The organism is Arthrobacter nitrophenolicus, from assembly GCF_045833485.1.
Taxonomy (GTDB): Bacteria; Actinomycetota; Actinomycetes; order Actinomycetales; family Micrococcaceae; genus Arthrobacter; species Arthrobacter nitrophenolicus.
Map to the genome: position 1 here is coordinate 627,254 of NZ_CP174504.1, position 21,271 is coordinate 648,524.

The 21,271-nt window shown below is 66.3% G+C and carries 18 protein-coding genes; 12 read left to right on the top strand and 6 right to left on the bottom strand.

Going from position 1 to position 21,271, the window contains the following annotated elements:
• Positions 1–19: 19 nt before the first annotated feature.
• The 5 genes from ACJJV6_RS02965 to ACJJV6_RS02985 form a co-directional block, all read right to left on the bottom strand.
• A complete protein-coding gene (locus ACJJV6_RS02965) occupies positions 20–1,609 on the bottom strand; it encodes a glycoside hydrolase family 32 protein (RefSeq protein ID WP_009356369.1) in 1,590 nt (529 codons plus the stop codon).
• Positions 1,610–1,649: 40 nt separating this feature from the next.
• Positions 1,650–2,693 (bottom strand): LacI family DNA-binding transcriptional regulator, encoded by a 1,044-nt coding sequence (locus ACJJV6_RS02970; RefSeq protein ID WP_009356370.1) that lies wholly within the window; start codon positions 2,691–2,693, stop codon positions 1,650–1,652.
• 66 nt (positions 2,694–2,759) lie between these two features.
• Complete coding sequence (locus ACJJV6_RS02975; protein WP_354175814.1) at positions 2,760–3,710, bottom strand: carbohydrate ABC transporter permease; 951 nt, start codon at positions 3,708–3,710, stop codon at positions 2,760–2,762.
• Complete coding sequence (locus ACJJV6_RS02980; RefSeq protein ID WP_009356372.1) at positions 3,710–4,597, bottom strand: carbohydrate ABC transporter permease; 888 nt, start codon at positions 4,595–4,597, stop codon at positions 3,710–3,712. Before ACJJV6_RS02980 ends, ACJJV6_RS02975 begins: the two co-directional genes overlap by 1 nt.
• 65 nt (positions 4,598–4,662) lie before the next feature.
• Complete coding sequence (locus ACJJV6_RS02985) at positions 4,663–5,940, bottom strand: sugar ABC transporter substrate-binding protein (RefSeq protein ID WP_354175817.1); 1,278 nt, start codon at positions 5,938–5,940, stop codon at positions 4,663–4,665.
• A gap of 373 nt (positions 5,941–6,313) precedes the next feature.
• On the opposite strand from ACJJV6_RS02985, the gene ACJJV6_RS02990 reads away from it, so the two are divergent.
• From ACJJV6_RS02990 to ACJJV6_RS03045, 12 genes are all read left to right on the top strand, one after another.
• The gene (locus ACJJV6_RS02990; RefSeq protein WP_009356375.1) at positions 6,314–7,648 is read left to right on the top strand and encodes a NosD domain-containing protein; all 1,335 of its coding nucleotides are present in this window, start codon (positions 6,314–6,316) and stop codon (positions 7,646–7,648) included.
• Between the two features lie 583 nt (positions 7,649–8,231).
• Positions 8,232–9,236: a LacI family DNA-binding transcriptional regulator gene (locus tag ACJJV6_RS02995; RefSeq protein WP_009356376.1), complete on the top strand. Its 1,005-nt coding sequence runs from the start codon at positions 8,232–8,234 to the stop codon at positions 9,234–9,236.
• 276 nt (positions 9,237–9,512) lie between these two features.
• A complete protein-coding gene (locus ACJJV6_RS03000; protein ID WP_009356377.1) occupies positions 9,513–10,523 on the top strand; it encodes a LacI family DNA-binding transcriptional regulator in 1,011 nt (336 codons plus the stop codon).
• 83 nt (positions 10,524–10,606) lie between these two features.
• Positions 10,607–11,911: a sugar ABC transporter substrate-binding protein gene (locus tag ACJJV6_RS03005; protein ID WP_009356378.1), complete on the top strand. Its 1,305-nt coding sequence runs from the start codon at positions 10,607–10,609 to the stop codon at positions 11,909–11,911.
• Complete coding sequence (locus ACJJV6_RS03010; RefSeq protein ID WP_009356379.1) at positions 11,908–12,864, top strand: carbohydrate ABC transporter permease; 957 nt, start codon at positions 11,908–11,910, stop codon at positions 12,862–12,864. The genes ACJJV6_RS03005 and ACJJV6_RS03010 overlap by 4 nt, the downstream gene beginning before the upstream one ends.
• A complete protein-coding gene (locus tag ACJJV6_RS03015) occupies positions 12,857–13,744 on the top strand; it encodes a carbohydrate ABC transporter permease (RefSeq protein WP_354175819.1) in 888 nt (295 codons plus the stop codon). The genes ACJJV6_RS03010 and ACJJV6_RS03015 overlap by 8 nt, the downstream gene beginning before the upstream one ends.
• Before the next feature lie 26 nt (positions 13,745–13,770).
• Positions 13,771–15,147 carry a glycoside hydrolase family 172 protein gene (locus ACJJV6_RS03020; protein ID WP_009356381.1) on the top strand — a complete coding sequence of 459 codons (1,377 nt, stop codon included), beginning with the start codon at positions 13,771–13,773 and terminating at the stop codon, positions 15,145–15,147.
• Entirely contained in the window at positions 15,144–16,511 is a 1,368-nt protein-coding gene (locus ACJJV6_RS03025) for a glycoside hydrolase family 32 protein (RefSeq protein WP_009356382.1), read from the top strand. The genes ACJJV6_RS03020 and ACJJV6_RS03025 overlap by 4 nt, the downstream gene beginning before the upstream one ends.
• A 119-nt stretch (positions 16,512–16,630) precedes the next feature.
• Positions 16,631–17,239 carry an NAD(P)H-dependent oxidoreductase gene (locus ACJJV6_RS03030; protein ID WP_354175822.1) on the top strand — a complete coding sequence of 203 codons (609 nt, stop codon included), beginning with the start codon at positions 16,631–16,633 and terminating at the stop codon, positions 17,237–17,239.
• A 189-nt stretch (positions 17,240–17,428) separates the two neighbouring features.
• A complete protein-coding gene (locus ACJJV6_RS03035; protein WP_407709920.1) occupies positions 17,429–18,688 on the top strand; it encodes a glycoside hydrolase family 26 protein in 1,260 nt (419 codons plus the stop codon).
• Between the two features lie 337 nt (positions 18,689–19,025).
• Positions 19,026–19,250 carry a three-helix bundle dimerization domain-containing protein gene (locus ACJJV6_RS03040; RefSeq protein WP_009356384.1) on the top strand — a complete coding sequence of 75 codons (225 nt, stop codon included), beginning with the start codon at positions 19,026–19,028 and terminating at the stop codon, positions 19,248–19,250.
• 163 nt (positions 19,251–19,413) lie between these two features.
• On the top strand, positions 19,414–20,139 hold the full coding sequence (locus ACJJV6_RS03045) for a hemerythrin domain-containing protein (protein WP_009356385.1): 726 nt from the start codon (positions 19,414–19,416) through the stop codon (positions 20,137–20,139).
• On the opposite strand, the gene ACJJV6_RS03050 is transcribed toward ACJJV6_RS03045, so the two are convergent.
• Positions 20,136–21,266 (bottom strand): serine hydrolase domain-containing protein, encoded by a 1,131-nt coding sequence (locus ACJJV6_RS03050; RefSeq protein WP_407709921.1) that lies wholly within the window; start codon positions 21,264–21,266, stop codon positions 20,136–20,138. The two genes, ACJJV6_RS03045 and ACJJV6_RS03050, sit on opposite strands and share 4 nt — an antisense overlap.
• Positions 21,267–21,271 lie beyond the last annotated feature (5 nt).

The following is a 21,271-nucleotide window of genomic DNA, read 5'->3' on the forward strand; positions in this document are numbered from 1 at the left end:
TGACTTGCCCAACCTGCGGTCAGGTGAGGGTTGAGACCGTGAGTTTCTGGATTGTTGCCGGGCCTCCCGCGGCCGCCAGCCAGTTCGCCTGGCTTTCCGCGCCGGGGAAGACGAGGTCTGTCAGGACCACCGCGCCGCCCTGCGCGAAGACCTCCACCGAGCAATGGTCGACGACGATCTGCAGCTTGAGCACGCCGTCCTCAAGGACCAGCGGGGCTGACTCCGCGGAGGAAAACTTTTCGTGGAAACCCGTGTCCCCTGACCTGCTGCGGTCAAGGACGAGCCGGCCGGTGGCGGCGTTGTAGCCCAGCACCGTGCCCGTGCTTCCGTCCTCGCTGGCGAAGAGGTGGAAGGCCACGTGTTCGGCGCTCCCGGGCAGGATCTCCGCCTCGATGACCTGCGCGCTGCCCGGTGCCGCAGCCGGCAGCAGGAGGACCGAGTCCTGCAGGTCGGACGGTTCCGTGATGATCTGCTCCACGGGAGCAAGGGCAGGCGGCTCCTGTCCGGAAGGGTGGCCGGGCAGGACGGGCTGCTGGACCAGGCGCGCCGAGCCGTTGGCTGCGGTGAGGCGCACTTCGCGGGCGAGGGTCATGGAGGACCGCCAGGGGGCGGTGGGCAGCTGGTTGGCGTAGTCCCAGTTGTTCATCCAGCCGATGATGATCCGCCGCCCACCGGGGACGTTGCTGAAGGAGACGGAGGCGTAGCAGTCGCGTCCCCAGTCCAGCCACAGGCATTGCTGCAGGGCGGCAGCGGCCGCCACGGGGTCACCCAGGGTGCTCACCCCGGCCGGCGCTGCAACTGAAGAGGCGTCCGGGACGAACCGCGCGCCGTCGAACTGGCCCACGAAGTACTGGCCGCCGGAACCTCCGGCCACCGCGCCCGGATTGACGTTGACGATCAGGACCCATTTGACGTTGTCCGGGTCCCCGTCAACGGCCAGGGGGAAGAGATCGGGGCACTCCCATTCGCCCTGGTCTGCGTTCACGGGGCCGAACTCGCTGAGGAAGTCCCAGGTCTTGAGGTCGTCCGACCGGTAGAAGACCACCTTCTGGTGCTGCGCTTCGACGGCCACCATAATCCAGCAGGTGCCCCGCCCGCCCTCGTAGCGGAAGACTTTGGGGTCGCGGAAGTGCGCAGAGTTCCGGGCTAGGACAGGGTTGTTGCGGTACTTGTGCCAGGTCATTCCCGCGTCGGTGCTGTAGGCCAGGGACTGCGCCTGCGTGCCGTGGTGCTCGGACGCTGCCTTGTAGGCGCTGGTGTAGATGGCCACGAGGGCCGGTGCGTCCGCGGTACCGAAGCCGGACGTGTTTCCGTGGTCCACCACCACGGAACCGGAGAAGATGTCCTCGGTTTCGTCGCAGGCAATGGCGACGGGGTGTTCGGTCCAGTGGAGCAGGTCCCGGGAGGTGGCGTGGCCCCAGGACATGTTGCCCCACACGTTGCCGTAGGGGTTGTTCTGGAAGAAGAGGTGGTAGAGCCCGTCGTGGAAGACCAGGCCGTTGGGGTCGTTCAGCCAGGTGTCCCGGGCCGTGAAGTGGACGGCGGGACGGAACCTGGCGGTACCGGCCGGAGGCGTTTCCGGGCGTGCGGCATCAAGGAAGGTGGACATGTTTGGTGCGGTCCTCTGGGAAAGTGGAAGGGGCTGGCTGCTAGGGCCGGGGAGCCGCGATGGAATCGCGGCGCACCAGCGGGCAGCCCAGGATGGTCGGGTGGAGTGCCATGAGGGTCAGGTCTGTCTTCCCTTCGACGGCGTCAATCAGGTGCTCTGTGGCCCAGGCACCCATCTCGTAGTGGGGCAGGGCCACGGTGGTGAGGCCCGGGTGGAGATTGGCGGCAATCAGTTCCTGGTCATCGAAGCCGACCACTGACAGGTCGCCGGGAATGCTGAGGCCCAGCTCGGCGGCGGCGCGGTAGGCTCCCATCGCCATCCGGTCGTTGTAGCAGAACAGGCCGGTGGGCCGGTCCTCGCGTGCCAGGATCCGCCGGGCCGCCTCGTAGCCGCCATGCACTTCGGAGACCTCGGACTCGACAGGTGCCGCGTCGCCGTCGAGCCCTGCTTCGGTCAGCATGGTTCGGAAGGCTTGGAGCCGCTCGCGGGTGGCCGGGACGTCGTCGGTGTTGTTGATGAAGCCCACCCGGGTGTGGCCCGCTTCGAGGAGCGCGCCGACGGCGGCCCGTGCACCGCCGTCTTCGTCCGGGATCACGGCGGTGATGTTTCCGCCTTTGGCCACCGAGTCCACCAGCACGGAGGGCACACTGCCCAGGTTGGCCGGCAGCTCCACGTTGCGGTGGTACATGGTGGCGTAGAGGATGCCGTCCACCCGGCGTTCCAGGAGGGCGTCGACGTCGGCCCGCCGGGATTCGAGGCTGGCCGAGCCGGAGGTGTTGATGATCATAAGGCCGTACCCCCGGGCCTTTGCGGCCTCGTCGGCGCCCAGGATAATGCGGCCGGCGTGGGGCGTGGTGGCGATATCCTCGCTCACCAGGCCCAGCATGCCGGTCCGCTGCGTGCGCAGCGCCTGGGCCAGGCGGTTGGGACCGTAGCCGAGCTGCTCGGCGGCGGACTTGACCTTGTCCCTGGTCTCGGGGCTGATCCGGGCGTAGGAAACCTCGTTGAGCACGTGGGAGACAGTTGTCACGGAAACGCCGGCGGCGACGGCCACGTCCTTGATGCCGATGTTCTTGTTGGTCATCTGTGTCCCACGTCCTTATGGATTGTCCGGTATGAGTAGGCTACCGACGAATGCCGGCGGCCCTGGCTAGCCCTTGACCGCGCCGAGCGTCATGCCCGCCACGATCTTGCGCTGCAGGAGAAGGGTCAGCAGGATGACCGGGATGGAGTAGACCGCGGCCAGCGCCGTCATGGATCCCCAGTCCAGGCCGAACTGGGTCTGGAAGTTCGCGATCACCACGGGCGTTGTCTGCGAGCGGATGGCGGTCATCAGGAGGGCGAAGAGGAACTCGTTCCAGGACGCCAGGAAGGCGAAGATCGCCGTGACGGCGATGCCGCCGGAGACCACCGGGATAACAACCCGCCAGAGGGCGCCGAGCCTGCTGCACCCGTCCACGGTTGCCGCCTCCTCCAGGTCTTTCGGGACCGCTTCGAAGAAGCTGGACATCAGCCAGATGGAGAGCGGCAGGGAGATGGTGGTGTGCGCGATGGAGAGTGCGATGGGGGTATCGGCCAGGCCCACGGACCCCATCATGGAGGCCAGCGGAATGCCGATCGCCACCGGCGGGACCATACGCGTCACCAGGGCGGCCATGATGAAGATCCGGCCGCTCAGCGTCTTGTACCGGGTGATGCCGTAGGCGGCGGGCACCGCCAGGACCAGGGAGAGCACGGTGCTGATGATCGCCGTCTGGATGCTATTGATGAACGACGCCGGCACACCGCTGCGGCCCAGCGCGTTGACGTAGTTCTCCAGCGTCCACTCCCGCGGAAGGATGGTGGGCGGCACGGCGATGGTGTCGATCGGGGTCTTGAAGGACGTGAACAGCAGGTACAGGAACGGGAATCCGTAGAGCACCATGGCTGCCGCGAGGAGGATCCACAGCAGCGTGCGGGTGCTCCGCCGGCCGGCCTCCAGCCCTTCCCGGTTGACGCTGCGGCGCTTGCGGGGAGGGACGACGGCGGCTGCCGCGGAAGGTGCCGCGGATGCCGTTGCCGGGGTCCCGCCGTCGTGCTTTGTTCGTTCAGCGAGGCGCATCAGGTGTCCTTTCCTGGCCGCCAGATGGTGGACACCGCGACGAACGCGACGGCCAGCATCGCCAGCAGGTAGATGGTGCCCATGGCGCTGGCCAGGCCGGGATCGCCGAAGCGGATCATGGTCCGGTAAATCAGCAGGCTCATGGTTTCCGAGGCGGACTGCGGGCCGCCGTTGGTCTGGATGAGGATGGTGTCAAAGGCCCTGGCCGCGTCGATGCCGCGCACCACCAGCGCGACGGCGATGACGGGGCGGAGCAGCGGAAGGATGATCCGGAACAGCAGGGCCGGGGCGCGGGCACCGTCCAGCCGCGCGGCTTCGATGAGGTCGCCGGGGATGTTCTGCAGTCCGGCGAAAAGCACCAGGCACATGAACGAGGTGGTCAGCCAGATGTCGGGGATGGCCACCGAGTACAGCACGATGCCGGGGTCTGACAGCCAGCCGATCTGGTTGGGGTTGCCCAGGATGCCGGCCTGGTGCAGGAGGGTTCCGATGAGGCCGAAGTTGTCGATCATCAGGAACTTCCAGAGCAGGCCTGCAACGATCGGGGCGATCATAAGCGGGTACATGAACACGGTCCGCCAGATCTGGGAGCTGCGGCCCAGCATGGTGAACAGCAGTGCCATGCCCAGGCCGAGGGCGAACTCGAGGGTCACCACCACCAGGGTGTAGGCCAGGGTCCGCCAGCCCGCTCCCGTAAAGGCCTCTGATGCGAAGGCGCGGAAGTAGTTGTCCAGGCCCACGAAGTCGCGGGGGCCGCCGGCGATCGGGGAGATTTTGTAGAAGCTGTCCGCCACCAGGCGGAACAGCGGGAAGGCCACGAATATTGCCAGGAACAGCGCCGCTGGTGTCATCAGGAACAATGCGAAGCGGCGGTCGGAGATGCGCACGGTTTTCTCTTCCGCTGGTTGGGGCCGCGGCCGGCACCGGTACACAGGTGCCGGCCGCGGTGGTCTTACTTGAGGAGGTCCTCGATCTGCTTCTTGGCGTCGGCGAGGAGGGTGGCGGAGTCACCGCCGGCAACGGCCTTCTGCAGCATGGGCACCAGGACGGTGTCCACAATCTGCTGCCACTTCTCGGTGGCAGGGCGGGTGGCGGTGGCTTCCCCGTTGAGGGTTTCGATCAGCGGCTTGAAGCTCTCGTAGCCTTCCTTGTCCTGGTACTTCTCGAACGCGGAGATGCGGGAGGCCAGGCCCAGGCTGGATTCGATGCCCTTGTCGTTGTAGTCGTAGGCGCACTTCACGAACTTCTTGGCCGCCTCGGTGTTCTTGGTGGCCTTCGGCACCGTGAGGTACCAGGGGCCGGGAACGCCGCCGACGCCGGCGGATCCGGCGATCATGGGGGCTGTGCCCACCTTGCCCGCCACCGGGGAGTCCTTGGGGATCTGCCGGTAGGCGTGGGCCCAGAACCGGGTCATGGCGGTCTGGCCCTGGTTGAACAGGTTCTGCGCTGCGGCCCAGTCCACCTGGGCTGCGCCGGAGGGAGCGTACTTGGCCAGGCCCACGTAGAAGTCCAGGGCTTCCTTGTGCGCGGCGTTGTCGATGACCACCTTGTCGCCGTCCAGGACCATGGGCGAGCCGGCCTGCAGGACGTGGGCCAGCCATTCGGTTTCCACGCCGCCCTTGACGTCCGTGCCGTACATGCCGTCCTTGGTGAAGAACTCGGAGATGTCCTGGTACTGCTCCCAGGTGGTGGGGGCAGCCAGTTCATAGCCGTACTTGGCCTGGAAGTCGGCCTTGTTCTTGGCGTCCTCGAACAGGTCCTTGCGGTACAGGATGATTTCGGCGTTGGTCCAGGCGGGCAGGCCCACGAAGTGCCCGTCCACGTTGGCTTCCTTGACCAGGGCCGGGAAGATGTCCTTCTTGGCCTCGTCCGTGAAGATCTCGTCAATGGGCTGGAGGGCGTCCTTGAAGCTGGGCAGCCACACGGAGTCCAGGGCGGCCACGTCGAAGGAGACATTGCCGGAGGAGAATTCGCTGGAAAGGCGGTTGAACATGCCGTCGTAGGGCAGTTCGACGAAGTTGGCGCTGACGCCTGTTTCGGTCTTGCACTGTTCGGCAACGCCGGTCAGCTCGGCGTGGCCGCCGGCTTCGACCAGGACGTTGACGGTGTTGGTGCCGGCGCTTCCGGTAGACGTGGCCGGGCCTCCTGCGCCGCACGCCGAGGCGGACAGTGCGACGGCGGTGCAGATGCCGCCGACGGCGAGCCTGCTGATGAATGTACGAGTGGACATCGCTGTCGACTCACTTTCTCTTGAACGGAATGGTGAGAGTGACTCGGTCTGAAAAATCGTTTTGCCAAAACGACTTGGCATTCACCATAGGCCTGCTTGCGATCGAGTGTCAAGGGTCACCGCTGTGCCAAAAAGCGAAAGAAATTTTGGCGTTGACAGCCGCAGCCCCGCCCTCCTAGCCTCGAGGCATCCGGCCAACCAAATCGTTTTGGCTTGCGTCTGAAGATTTCCGCTCTATGGGGAGCAGGGACCTCTTCTACGTATCGGCGCATACTTGGCGGCCCCCAAGATCCCGCAGCCCTGTGCTGTAAAGAGCCATGCCTTGCGGTGCCGGATAGACCACACGTTCCACTGTGCATTGAGGAGAAAAGCGTTGACTGACAAAAATTCGGCAGTGGTGGATCCAAGCCGGCGCAGGCTGTTGGGCGCTGGCGCTGTTGCCACCCTTACCGGAGCGCTGGCCTTCGGCGCTACAGCACCGGCACACGCCGCGGACAGCCCGGAAGAAACGAATATCTACGACGTCACGTCCTGGAAGATCAAGGGCCGGCCCGGGGTGACGGCGAAGGTGGACATCGGTGCGGTGATCAATGACATCATCGCGGACATCAAGAGGCGCCAGACCACCGCCGACACCAGGCCGGGTGCCGTCATCACCATTCCCCCGGGCGACTACGATCTTCGGACGCAGGTGGTGGTGGACATCAGCTACCTGACCATTGCCGGCTTTGGGCACGGGTTTTTCTCCCGCAGCATCAAGGACAATGCGGACACGTCCGGCTGGCTCGAGCTGCAGCCCGGCGGCAGCCACATCCGTGTGCTCACCCCGCCAACGGCACCGCAGGCGTTCCTGGTCCGCCGGGCGGGGAGTCCGCGCCTGTCAGGAGTTGTTTTCCGCGACTTCTGCCTTGATGGCGTGGGGTTCCCGCCGGACGGCAACAGCTACCGGAACGGCAGGACCGGCATTGAAGTCGCCTCGGACAACGACTCCTTCCACATCACTGGCATGGGCTTTGTTTACCTTGAGCACGCACTCATAGTCCGTGGGGCCGACGCCCTGCGTGTCCACGACAACATGATTGCCGAATGCGGCAACTGCGTTGAACTTACCGGCGCCGGGCAGGCGACGATCGTCAGCGACAACCTCATGGGGGCCGGTCCGGAGGGGGCCACCCTGCTGGCGGAGAACCACGAGGGCCTGCTCATCACCGGCAACAACCTGTTCCCCCGGGGCAGGAGCCTGGTCGAGCTGACCGGCTGCAACAGGTGCTCGGTGACCGCGAACAGGTTTCAGGGCTTCTTCCCCGGAATGATGCGGCTCACCAACAACTGCAAGGAAAACCTGGTCACAGGCAACCACTTCCGGCGCGGGATGGAAGGCTTCCCGCCGTTCCTTGGAGTATCCAACGGCCTGGACGATCTGTACGGCGTGGTTCACATCGCGGGAGACAACAACCTCTTCTCCAACAACCTCATCGCCTACGACGTCGCGCCGGACAGGATCGTACCGCCGAACGCCCAGCCCACGATGGTCCTCATCGCCGGGGGCGACAGCAACGTGGTGGCCACGAACCATGTTGTGAGCAACGTCGAGGCGCAGCACGTCGTTTTGGACACTTCCACGGTCCGCTCGAAGGTACTCGACAGCGGCCCCGCGTCCAGGGTCACGTCCTACAGCGCGGATACCGCCATCCGGCCTACGCCCTAGGAGGGAAACACCTTGCCAGAAGGCCGCATGCCGGGCAAGGGGAAAGCCCCTCCTAGGAGGGGCTTTCAACGTAGTGGTCAATTGTCATTCGGTAATCATCAGCGGTGATGCACTCCCCCTTCCCGGACGCCCCCGGCGCCCATCCGGACTATGACACGAACGATGTTAATGACACCGGACCGGGCGCGTAAAGGGGTTTGGGAGAGAAACTTCACCGGAAGTTCGCCCTCGCGATTTCTTCCGTTACCCGGCGGGCGCGCGGGGTCCCGTGAAGGAACCGGTCAGTGGCGGGCCTTTGCACGGATCACTCCGGCTGCCAGGAGACCGGCAGCCCCGAGTGAGGCCAGCATGCTGCCAAGGGCTACAACGTATTCAGTAAGCGTCATTGCTTCCACTCCCCTTCGAACCCGAACTGCCTGATGGGCCCAAGCTACGCCGGGCACGTCAAGGAAGCCCGAAGGATCGCCGAGGCTTGGGTCAAGATCTCTGCAACGGAAGAGGACCGAGGAGGGATCAGCCCAACTGTAAACTGGCGAAGGCTGCGCGAAACGTTCGCGTAAACGATTCCCTGAGGACGGCGACGATGACGACGATGGTAAAAGTGGCCAAGCTTGCCGGCGTTTCCATCTCCACCGTTTCACACGTCCTCAACGGCACCCGCCACGTCAACGACGAGACACGGCAGAAGGTCCTCAAGGCCATCGAGGAGACCTCCTACCGCCAGGACGCGCTCGCCCGCGCCATGCGCCGCAACCGCACAGACAGCATCGGACTGATAGTGTCCGACGGCGGCGAGCCGGCTTTCGCGGAAATGATCCGCGGGGTTGAGGAGACAGCCGCCAAGCAGGGCGTCACGCTGCTTCTCGCCAACTCGGCAGAGGATCCACGGCGTGAGGCCCGCGCCGTTCAGGCCCTCCTGGAACGCCGGGTGGACGGAATCATCCTGGCACGCGCCGCCGGGTCAGGCCCAGAAGCCCTTGCCGACTTCGCGGGACAGGGCACTCCCCTGGTGCTCATGGACCGGCTTTCCGAGGATCCGTTCGACCAGGTGGGCGTCGAAAACCGGGCGCCCGTCAAGGAACTGGTGCAGCATCTGACCGGGCAGGGGCACGAACGGATCCTGCTGGTGGCCGGCGACACCCGCGTGGCCACCCTGCGGGAACGGCACGAGGCGTTCACCGACGCCATGGAGTCGGCAGGCGTCCCGGCGGCCAAGCAGCTGGTAGTCATCGCCGAAAGCGCCAAGAAGACTGACGCCGGCATCCGGGCAGCGCTGTCCAGGTCCACGCCGCCCACCGCCGTCATTGCCTGCAGCACGGTCCTCGCGGCCGCAGCCCTCCGGCAGATCCAGCAGCGCGGGCTCCGGCTGCCGGACGACCTCGCCTTCGCCGCCTTCGACGGCTTCGCTTATGCGGACCTGTTCGAGCCCCAGCTCACCACCGTCCGCCAGCCGGCGTTCCAGGTCGGTGCCACGGCGGCGGAGCTGTTAGCCAAGCGGATCGCGGACAAGGGTGCCGAACCTTCCGTGGTTCGCCTCGCGCCGACCATCGAATACCGCGCTTCCACCGGGACAACACCAACCGCCTGACCGAGAACGCAACCATTTCCTGACGCGCGCTCACTTGTGGTTGCTCTCAAGGCGACCCCAGCTCACCTGTGGCGGCCTCTCCCTCAACACTGGCTCGGCGAGGAAAACATGCGCCGGGATTACAGCCGTAACCAGTGAACGGGCGGCGGGGAAAAGACCGTAATAAGTGACCGGGCGTCGCAGGTGGAAAAAGAATCTTACGTGACCCATTGCACATCGAAACGTTTGTCTCTACTATCGAAACGTTCGCGCAAACGTTTTGCTGAAGGAGTCGCAGTGGCCACCATCGTCGATGTCGCAACGCTGGCAGGCGTCTCGACGTCCACTGTGTCGCACGTCCTCAACGAAACCCGGCACGTCGAACCCGAGACCAAGGCCCGCGTCATGCAGGCCGTGCAGGCCACGGGTTATCGGCGGGACGTTCTGGCCCGTTCCATGCGCCGGGCCCGGACCGATTCCATCGGCCTGGTGGTCTCAGACGCCGGTGAGCCGGCCTTCGCGGACATGGTCCACGGCGTGGAAGAGGCTGCCGCGCAGAACGGGGTGTCCCTGCTGCTGGCCAACTCGGCGGAAGATCCCGCCCGGGAAACCTCGGCAGTCGAAGCGCTGCTGGACCGCAGGGTGGACGGTCTGATCATCGCCCGGGCCGCCGGGTCAGACGGGAAACTGCTGGACCGCATCAGGGAGGAACAGAAGCCCCTGGTCCTGCTGGACCGGCTGGAGGAACTGGGCGGGGAACACGGCAACGTGGACCAGGTGGGGGTCAACAACCACGCCGCCATGGAGGCCCTCGTCGGCCACCTGGCAGGCCGCGGCCATGAACGGATCCTGCTGGTCTCCGGCGACCTTCGGGTCTCCTCCCTCCGGGAGCGCCAGGACGGCTTCCGGAAGGCGATGGCCAACCGCGGCCTGGACGTCCCGCCGTCGCTGCTCTGCGAGGGCACGGTCACGGCGGCAGAGACCTTCCAGAAGGTCCGGCCCCTGATCAAGGGTTCCGCGGAACGTCCGACGGCGGTCCTCGCCTGCAGCACGCTGCTGGCGGCGGGTGCGCTGCGGGCAGTCCAGAAGGAAGGGCTGCGGGTTCCTGATGACATGGCCTTCGCCGCGTTCGACGGCTTCACCTACTCGGACCTGTTCCACCCGCAGATCACCACCGTCCGCCAGCCCGCCTTCCGGCTGGGCGAAAGCGCCGTCGGACTCCTGCTGAAAAGGATCGAGCACCCAGGCGCACCCACCACCATCATCCGGCTCGATTCCGAGCTCGAGTTCCGAAGATCCACCGGCTAGAACGCCACCCAACCCGGCATCACCCGTTTTCGCATCCCACACCATGCCCCTCCCCAGGGCGACGCCATGCAAAGGAGCATCACATGAGAAAAACAGTCCGCACCACCCTCGCCTCGGCAGCCGCCGCGGCCCTGCTGGCCATCACCGGCTGCGCGGGCGGCGCCGAATCGACAGCCCCCGCCGCCGACGGCCCCTACACCGCCCCGGCCAAGGACGTCACCGCCACCATCTCGGTGTCCAACTGGGGCGATCCCGGAGACAAGGCCGTGTACGACAGCGTGGCCGAACGCTTCAAGGAGAAGTACCCGAACGTCACGGTGAACAACAACTTCACCCCCATCACCACCTGGACCGAGTACGTCAACAAGCTCGCCACCCAGGCCGCGGCAGGCCAGGCACCGGACGTCATCAACATCGCCACCGAGGGTGTGGAACTGGGCCTGGCCAACGAGCTCTTCACCCCGCTGGACGGTTTCCTGAAGAACGATCCCGAGGCAAAGGAGCTCCGCGAGGATATCGACCCCAAACTGCTTGAAGGCTTCAGCAAGGACGGCTCCACGTACCTGATGCCGAACACCTTCAACACCATGGTGATCTACTACAACACCAAGATGTTCGAAGCCGCCGGCATTGAACGGCCCAGCGACGACTGGACCTGGGACGAGTTCCTGGAGGTCTCCAAGAAACTCACCACCGGCGAGGGGGCGGACAAGGTGTACGGGTTCGCCATGCCGTACTACTCCTTCGGCATTACCCCGTGGCTGTACTCCAACGGAACGTCCGTGATGAGCGAGGACCTGAAGACGGCGCAGCTCACCGACGAAAAGGTCAAGGAAACCGTGGGCTGGGTCCGCGACCTGGTCACCGAGCACGGCGTCTCCCCGCAGCCCAAGGGAGCGGACCCGTACCAGCTCTTCCCCGCCGGGAAGGCGGCCATGACCGGCGCCGGCCACTTCGTCACCGGCGGCTTCGAAAAAGCCGGCTTCAGCGACTACGACATCCTGCCCTGGCCGCAGCAGTCCACCAAGTCCACCGTGTTCGGCGCCGGCGCATTCGCTGTGTCAAAGGCCTCCAAGAACCCGGAACTGTCCTGGGAGTTCATCAAGATGCTCACGGACCAGCAGACCCAGAAGCAGTGGGCCGATGCAGGTGCGGCCGTCCCGTCCACCAAGACCGCCGCCTCCGCTCCGGAGTTCCTGAAGCACCCCGAGCACGCCGAAGAGTTCTACAACTCGCTGTCCTACGCCAAGCCGGTGGCCGCACCGGGCGTGTACAACGTGCTGGACCCGGCCTTCATGCGGGCCATGGACGAGATCATGTCCGGCCAGGACATCGGCGCGTCGCTGGAGAAGGCGCAAAAGGATGTTGAGGAGGCGTTGCAGCAGTGACCCTCACAGCCCCCGCAGTAAAGCAGCCGCCCGCGCCCCTGAAGGGGCGCGGGGGCCGCCCCGGGCACCAGGGCGCGGCCCGCCGTCGGGAAGCCCTCACGGGTTACCTGTTCACGGCGCCCACCGTGATCGGCTTCCTGGTCTTCGTCCTCGGCCCGCTCATCGCCGCCCTGTACCTCAGCCTCACCAAGTACAACATCCTCACCGCACCCAAGTTCGTTGGCCTGGACAACTACGCCCGGATGTTCCGGGACGAACGCCTGGCCACGACGTACGGCAACACCGTCCTCTACGTCGCGGCCGCCGTCGTCCTCATCAACGGCTTCGCCCTCCTGTTCGCCGTCCTGATCAACCAGCGGCTCCCCCGGGCACTGACCTACGTGTTCCGCTCCGCCTACTTCTTCCCCTACCTGGTGGCGCTGGTATACGTGTCCATCATCTGGCAGGCGCTGTTCCAGAAGGACACGGGCATCCTGAACTACTACCTGACGGCCATGGGCGGCGAGCGCATCGACTGGCTCAACAGCTCCGAGTTCTCCAAGGTCTCCGTGATCATCGTGGACACCTGGCGGAACGTCGGGTTCGCCATGCTGATCTTCGTCGCCGCCCTGCAGGAAGTGCCCAAGGACATGGTGGAGGCCGCCCGGATGGACGGCGCCAACGAGTGGCAGGTCTTCCGCCGGATCGTGCTGCCGATGATCAGCCAGGCCACGTTCTTCAACATCACCATCACCATCATCGGCGCGTTCCAGATCTACGAATCCATCATCGTCCTCACCCGCGGCGGCCCCGGCGACGCCAGCCGCAGCGTGGTGATGTACATCGCCGAGGTGGCGTTCAACAAGTTCGACATGGGATACGCCTCAGCCATCGCGGTCACCCTGTTCCTGATCATCATGCTGGTGACGATCGTCCAGTTCCGCCTCCGAAAGTCATGGGTCAACAATGAGTAACCTAAACGTCCCGGTCCTGCCGCCCCGCCAGGGCGCCGGAAAAGGCGTACGACGGCGGCCCGGCGTCGGGAAGTCCGTGTCCGTTGCGCTGCTGGTCATCGGAGCCGTGGGCATGATTGCGCCGTTCCTGTGGATGTTCACCACGTCCCTGCGGGACGCCAGCCACGCGTACGACCTGCCCCCGCAGTGGCTGCCCACCGAATGGGACTGGTCCAACTACGCCGGCGCGGTCAGCGGGCCCGTCCCCATTTTGCGGAACATGCTCAACAGCGCCGTCATCGCTATCGCCGTGAGCGTGGGCATGATCATCACCGCGCCGATGGCCGGCTACGCGTTCGCCAAACTGCAGTTTCCCGGCCGCAACTCCATCTTCGTGGGGCTGCTGTCCTCCCTGATGGTGCCGGCGCAGGTGACCATCATCCCGCTGTTCCTGCTGATGCGGACGTTCGGCCTGCTGGACAACCCGCTGAGCCTGATCCTGCCCGGCATCACCGGCGCGCTGGGTGTCTTCCTGCTCCGCCAGTTCTTCCTGGGCCTGCCCCAGGAGATCATCGACGCCGCCCGGATGGACGGCGCCACGGCATGGCAGACCTACCGGCTGATCGCGCTGCCGCTGGCCAAGAACGCCGTCAGCACCCTGGGCGTCATCACGTTCCTGGGCAGCTGGAACGCCTACTTCGCCCCGTCCATCTTCCTCAACAGCACGGACACCGCCACCCTCCCGCTGGGCCTGGTGCTCATGCTCGGCCCCTACGGCGCCGGGAACGTGGCCCAGGTGATGGCGGCAACCACCATCGCCATCGCCCCCGCACTGATCGTCTTCCTTGTGGCCCAGCGCTGGATCATCGCCAGCCTCACCCAGTCGGCCGTCAAGGGCTAACCACCAACCTCCTGAAAGGCACCACCATGGCACCATCGCCGCGCTCCGGCCTGCTCTCCAGCCTCACCAAGCTCTCCACCGCCCGCACCGCCCGCGCGTCCAGCTGGGACCAGACCGGCCGCAACCGGGACAACTGGATCATCATGCCCGGCGAGGAACGCGTCCTCGCTGACCTCGAAGGCCCCGGCGCCATCACCCACATCTGGATGACACAGTCCTGCCGGATCCAGCCCGGCCCCGGCCAGATCTCCCCCGAACTGGTGGGCGTGCCCATGCTGGAGATCCACAACGCCCTGGGCGTCAGCTGGGAGGTGGTGGACCCGGACTATTACCGCAAGATCGTCCTGAAAATGTACTGGGATGACCAGGACACGCCCAGCGTCGTCGCCCCGCTGGGCGACTTCTTCGGCCTGCTGAACTCGCTGTCCGGCTCCTACGATTCCCTGCCGCTGTCCGTCTCCGCCAAGGAGCCGGAGCTGAACACCTTCGGCGGCAGCGCGGCGTTCAACAGCTACTTCGAGATGCCGTTCAACTCCCGCGCCCGGATCGTCGTCGAAAACCAGAACGACATCCCCTACCTGCAGTACTTCTACATCGACTACGAGCTCTACACCGAGCCGCTGCCGGAGGACACGGCCTACTTCCACGCGCACTGGCGGCGGCAGAAGCCCAACGCCGGCTGGGGACCGGACCTGCAGACCAACAGCATCGAGGTGGCCATCCCCAACCTCACCGGCGAGGACAACTACGTGGTCCTGGAAACAGAGGGGCAGGGCCACTACGTGGGCTGCAACCTGGCGGTCCGGCACTTCCAGGGCTCCTGGTGGGGTGAGGGTGACGACATGATCTTCATCGACGACGACACCTGGCCGCCCAGCCTGCACGGCACCGGCATGGAGGACTACTTCGGCCACGCCTGGGGCATGCAGCACAACGCCTTCCTGATGAACGGCACCATGGTCCACGAGGAGAACGTGCCCGGGTTCCACCACAGCTACCGGTTCCACATGACGGACCCCATCCGGTTCCAGAAGCGGATCAAGGTCACCTTCGAGCACGGCCACGCCAACCACCTCTCGGACGACTGGTCCTCCACCGCCTACTGGTACCAGACGCTGCCCTCCCCCGTCCTGGACATCGACCCCGTGGAGGAGCGGCTGCCGCTGCGTCCCCGCGACCAGGTGGAGGAGCTTCCGCTGCCGGAGCTCAGTCCTGCCCAGCAGGCCGCCCGGGCTGCCTCCGCCGAGCGGATGAAGAAGTTCACCGAGGCCCGGGATGCCGTCCGCAACGAGCGCCGCGCCGAAATCGACGCATGGGAAAAGGCCAACGCAGAGCAGGCCCGGGACGTGCGGCAGCGGTTCCTCGCCGCCAGCAGCGTCCCGGTCGGAGGTGGAGTCCGGTGATCGAGCCTGTCGAAACTGAGCCTGTAGGAACCCCGCGGCCCGCCCTCCACTTCACTGCCGCCGAAGGCTGGATCAACGATCCGCTCGGCGTCACATGGAGGGACGGCCAGTACCACCTCTTCTACCAGTACGTCCCCGGCCGCACCACGTGGGGGCCCAACTGCCACTGGGGCCACGCCACCTCCCCGGACATGATTGCCTGGACCGAGCAGGGCGTCGCGGTCGCACCCGGTGACGGGGACGACGGCGTGTGGTCGGGGTCCATCGTCACGGACGCCGGCGGCGCGGCCACCATGTTCTACACCTCGGTTACACAGCCGGACATCGGCATCGGGACCGTCCGCACCGCTACCCCGGACGACTCCTCTTGGAACACCTGGACCAAGGGCGGCAAGCTGATGACCGCGCCGGACGCGGGCGTTGTGGCCTACCGCGACCCGTTCGTGTTCCGCGACGGCGGGCGGTGGCGGATGTTTGTCGGCGCCGGTTTGGAGGGCGGCACGGCTGCCGCCGTGTCCTACAGTTCCCCGGACCTCGCGGAGTGGACGCTGGACGGGATCGCCGCGCAGCGTTCCGGCACCGAAACCGGTCCCGTGTGGACGGGCACCATGTGGGAATGCCCCCAGCTGTTCGAGATTGATGGCTCGCACGTACTGGTCACCTCCATCTGGGAGGACGACGTGCTCCACTACGTGGCCTACGGGGTGGGCAGCTACGCCGACGGAAAGTTCACGGCCCGCTCCTGGGGGCAGCTCAGCCACGGCAAGAGCTACTACGCACCGTCCTTCTTCCGGGACAAGGACGGGACGCCGTCGCTGGTCTTCTGGGTCCGCGGCGTGCTGGACCCCGACGGGTCGTGGGCCAGCGCGCTCAGTATCCCGCATACGCTCACGCTGGACGGTGACACCCTTGTGGCCACGCCGCACGCCGACCTGGACGCCTACGCGCGGCCCGGGCTGCTTGAGCAGACCGGCGCGGGCACCTTTGAGGCAGTGCTCGACGGCGGCGCGGACCTGCGCCTGTCCGCCGCCTCCGGGACGGTTATCACGGTGGCAACCCTGGACGGCACCCTGGCCACGCTCCGCCACGGCGGGGACGGACTCCTTGCGAGCGCCCCCGGGAACAGGGACTTTCCGGACGCGTTGCTGCCTGCGGCGCAGGGCTCGGAACTGCGGCTGGTCATCGACGCCGGCGTGCTGGAAATTTCCGGTCGCCAGGGCATCATGGCCGTCCCGCTTCCAGTCACCGGTGCCCCGGTTACGGTCACTGTTACCGGCGCAACCGAAGCCCCTGCCCTCCGGTGGCTGGGCCCGTCGGCAGCCGTGGCGGCGGAAGCTGCCGGGATTGGCCACGCCCTGCCGTGACATCCCGGTCCGAGTGAAAGGGGGCTCCCCATCCCATCCGGAACGGGGTGTGTCCACGAATCCCTTCGGAGCACCGGTTCCAGGGGTGCCGCTCCCAGCAGCTGTGAAAGGACACCGTGATGCCTGACCTGCAAGCCCTCGCCCTCGTCTGCACCCTCACCCCATCGCCGGAGCCGTCCAGCAGTGAAGTGATGGCCCGGCACATCCTGGACGAATTCGAGCACCAGGGCGTCCAGGTGTCCTCGGTCCGGGTGGTGGACCACAACGTGAAGCGCGGGGTCCAGGTGGACATGGGCGAGGGCGACGAGTGGCCGCAGCTGCGGGAGCGGATCCTCGCCTCGGACATCATCCTGCTGGCCACACCGATCTGGATGGGCCATCCGGCCAGCGTGGCGCAGCAGGTCCTGGAACGGCTGGACGCGGACCTGTCCGAAATGGATGACCAGGGCCGCCCGGTCATGTACGGGAAGGTGGCGACGGTCGCCGTCGTTGGAAACGAGGACGGCGCGCATAAGAGCGTGGCGGACATGATGCAGGGCCTGAACGACGTCGGCTTCAGCATCCCGGCGCAGGGCGGCACCTACTGGGTGGGCGAAGCCATGCAGACGGTGGACTTCAAGGACCTGGACGAGGTGCCGGACGCCGTCGCCACCGCCAATGCAGCCCTCGCCCGCAACGCCGCGCACCTTGCCTGGCTGCTGCGGCGGCAGGAGTATCCGGCCAAATAGGGGTCCGGACGCGGGGACCGGGTGTTTCTTCGGCCAAAGCTGCGCAGATCCTGCGCCGATTTGGTCCGGAGAGCCCCCGGGGATCCGGACACTTAACAAGGGGGTCTTTCCGTCCGGCCCTTGTCCTCTGCAGCGGCCGCATTTTCCCTTCCCCCGGGCCGGCCGCTGCCGGATCCCGTTGGAGGGTTTATGAAGCTACTCAGAACACTGGTCTCCGTGCTGGCCCTGCTGGCGGGCGGCACGGCGTGGATTGCCACGCCGGTCCACGCCGCCACCGCCATCGTCACCCTGAGCCCGGACGCCGGCCCCGCCGGCACGTCCGTCACCGTGACCGGCACGGGCTTCCCGAAGAAGAGTTCGGGAACCATCAGCGCAGGCACGGCCACGGCCGCGTTCAAAACCAGCGCGTCCGGCTACTTCACCGCGGAGCTGGTCATGCCGCCGGCGGACGGACCTGCGCTTGCGGTCCGCGCCACCTCGGGCACGGCGAGCGCCGCCGCCACGTTCACCTACACCTACAGCTCCCCCTCCGTCACCGAGGAGGACCCGAACCTGGCGCCGGCCCCCGCCCCGGCTCCCGCGGCCCCGGCGCCGGCCGTCCTGCGGTTCGGCGTGGGCACCCCGGGAGGCCCGCTCGCCTCCGCGGATCTCGACGCCGTGACAGCCCTGGCGGGCGAGGCGCCGTCGATCATCCTGTCCTACAAGGACTTCAACCAGGCCGCGCCGATCAGCGAGCTCGAGGCCGTCCGCGGCCGCGGCGCGCAGACGCTGCTCACCTGGGAACCGTGGACGTGGGGCGGCGGCACCGAGCAGCCCGCCTACTCGCTGGACCGGATTGCCGCCGGCGACTTCGACCCCTACCTCCGGCAGTGGGGCCAGGCCCTGGCCGGCTGGGGGCATCCGGTGATGCTCCGGTTCGGGCATGAAATGAACGGCAACTGGTACCCGTGGTCTGAGCAGATCAACGGCAACGGCAGCGGCGACTATGTTGCGGCCTGGCGCCATGTCCACGACGTGGTCGCGTCCACGGGCGCCACCAACATCACCTGGGTGTGGAACCCCAACGTCCCCTACTGGGGCTCCATCCCGCTGTCCGGCCTCTACCCGGGGAATGCGTACGTGGATGCGGTGGCCCTGGACGGCTACAACTGGGGCACCTCCGCGTCCTGGAGCAACTGGCAGTCGCCGTCCCAGCTCTTCGGCGACGGCCTCGCCCAGCTGCGGACCCTGGCCCCCGGCAAGCAGATCCTGATCGCCGAGACTGCCTCCGCCGAGCAGGGCGGCTCCAAGTCCGACTGGAACACCGCGCTCATCAGCTACCTCGCGGCCCAGCCGGACATCACCGCCATCACCTGGTTCCACTTCAACAAGGAAACCGACTGGCGGATCAACAGCAGCACGGCGTCCGCGCAGGCCTTCGCCGCGGCCCTCGCCGCCCGGCCCAGGTAGCATGCGCGGTGACCTACGACGGCGGGACGCGCCCGCCGTCGTACGTCACCTTCCCCGTCGGCCGGCTTGTGAAAACCTGATCAAGCCTTGACCGTTTCTTGATGGCAAGTGCGCCGCTCCTTGAGGATGACGGTCCAAAGTAATCCTTGAAAGGCGGCGGCGCATGGGGGTGCAGCTGGAGCTGGGTCCAGTCGTACCGCAGCCTTGAGTCGGGAAACCGACGGTTTCAGCGCTTGGCGGTGTTGAGTAACCAGCACCGCCAAGCGAATTCCCGCCGGAGGCTCCCGCAAATAAGTGAGTGTTGACTCCCCCTGCCGGACAGGTTGAAGCTTTGGGGATGCCGCGAGAACCCGAAGCGCTCCTGGCCCTGACAGACCGGCTCGCCGAGCGCTTTCCTGAACACCAGCGCTCAATTATCGAGCAGGTGGTTGCCGAGGAGCATGCGCGGTTCGACGACGGCCCCATCCGTGACTACGTGCCCGTCCTGGTGGAACGGGCCGCCAAGCTGCGCCTCAGCCATGCTGGGCCTCCCTTGGGAAGCCGCGAAAACCAGAATGCGTGACTTTTAGGCCAGCACTTCCCGTCACGCCCCCGAACTTCGGGCAGCCGCCGCCACCCCGCCGCCTGTAAGTGACGCATTTCGGTCACCGTTGTCCGGTGGGAAGCCAAGCGATAGCATGCTCGCGGGGAGAGGGCCTGGTCTCACGACGAGTTAGGGGCCCACCATGACCGACTTTTTTACCATGCAGCCCGGCGAGACCGCCGCTCCCCTTCCCCCGGGGCCGGTCCTGTGCGGCGGGTCAGCGGCGATGCGGCGGATCCACCGGTTCTTCCTGTGGGCGTACAGCGAGGCGCCGGGCCTGGTCCGCTCCGTCAACGCCGGAGACACCGCCCGTGCAGCGTATGTGGGCGAGGTCCTGGGCAACTTCGACAAGGTGCTGCACATCCACCACGAGGGCGAGGACCTGCTGATGTATCCGCAGCTGGAGCAACGGGCCCCGGCGTGCGTGCTGCATGTGGCGCAGATGCTCGAGCAGCACCGGCAGGTCACCCAGCGGCTAGAGGCCATCGAGCCGCTGCGCCTGCGCTGGATGGAGACGGCGGACGCTGCAGCGGGCAACGAGCTCGCTTCGCTCTATGAGGACCTAGCCGCCGTCCTGAATGTGCACCTGCGACGCGAGGTCACCGAGGTGATGCCCGTTGCCGACCGGGTGATGACCGAGGAAGAGAGCAAGGCCATCGGGCAGCACGGGGTCAAGCAGTTCGACAAGAAGTTCATGGTTGCCTATTTGGGAATGGTGCTGGCCACAAATCCGCCCGCGGACCGCAAGGAACTGTTCAACGAAATCCCCGCACCGGTCCGCCTCGCGTACAAACTCGTGGGGCGCCGAATGTACCGGAAGCAGTACGCAACGCTCTTCCCGGGACGGCCGATCCCCGAGACGCTTTAGCCGCACAGGCTCCTGGCCGTCTGAAGGATGGCGTCCTCCATTTCGGGGACAAGCGGAGGCGCATCTGCGACTTTCAGTTCCCGGGGCGGGAGCACCGTGGCCATCGTTACCTGCTGCCGGCCGTCCTCGGAGACAATGGACTGGACACTGTACGGTCCGCCCCCGCCGGACATGATGACGTGGCGGCTGCCGGGGCAGATGTCATCGCTCGGCCGGATGCCGCCCAAGGAGGACGGCTCAGCCTCTATCATGCTGGTCCACGTCGCCTCGCTGAGGAGTTGCCCGGTGGTGAGGGCCGCCAGGAACTTGGCGAGGTCCTCCACTGTTGAGATGACTCCGGAATCGGCTGACCCCGCAACGGCGTCAACCCGGGTGAAGTCGCGCCTGTTTCCATCCTCCTCCAGCACATACCCGTGAAGCATCGGCTCCGGAGGTTGTCCCGGGGAGGCAAGCCTAGTGCTGCCCATTCCTGCAGGTTCAAAGACGTCCCCGGCGAGGATCTCCGCAAGCGGCCGATTGTGTTTGCGTTCCAGCAGCCAGCCCAGCACCTCCCAGTCCGTGGCGGACCACACGAAGTAGGACACCGGCCCGGGCGGCAGGTCGACCCCCGCGGCAATGCGGAGCCTTTCCTCGAAGGTCAAGGCACGCGTCTGGAGGTCATCGAGAGTCCTTGCCTCAATCAGGGGCGGAAAGTAGTCGGGCAGCCCGGAGGTGCTGCCCAGCAGGTCCCGCACCGTGACACGGTCCCAGGCCGGGAAAATGGTGGTGAACTCAGGCAGGTGGGTGGAAACGGGGTCGTCCAGGCGCACCGTGCCGGCCCCCACCAGCTTCATCATGGACACGGCCACCATTGGTGTCCCGGCGCCGATGATCCATATCTTGTCCGTTGCGACGGCTTTCCTGTTGGTCTCCAGGTCGTTGACGCCGGTTGCCCTCAGCTCCTCACGGTCGCCGTCCCGCACATGGAAGACCACGGCAGGCGCTCCATTGGCGAGGGCATCCTCGGTAAAGGCCTCCAGCTGCGGGGCAAGCTTCATTGCTGGCGTGGTGGCGTTTTCATCCGGGGTACCGAAGGTGCATCCGGCTAGCGTGAGTGACAGGGCCAGGATCGCAGCACGGCTTTTCATTCGGG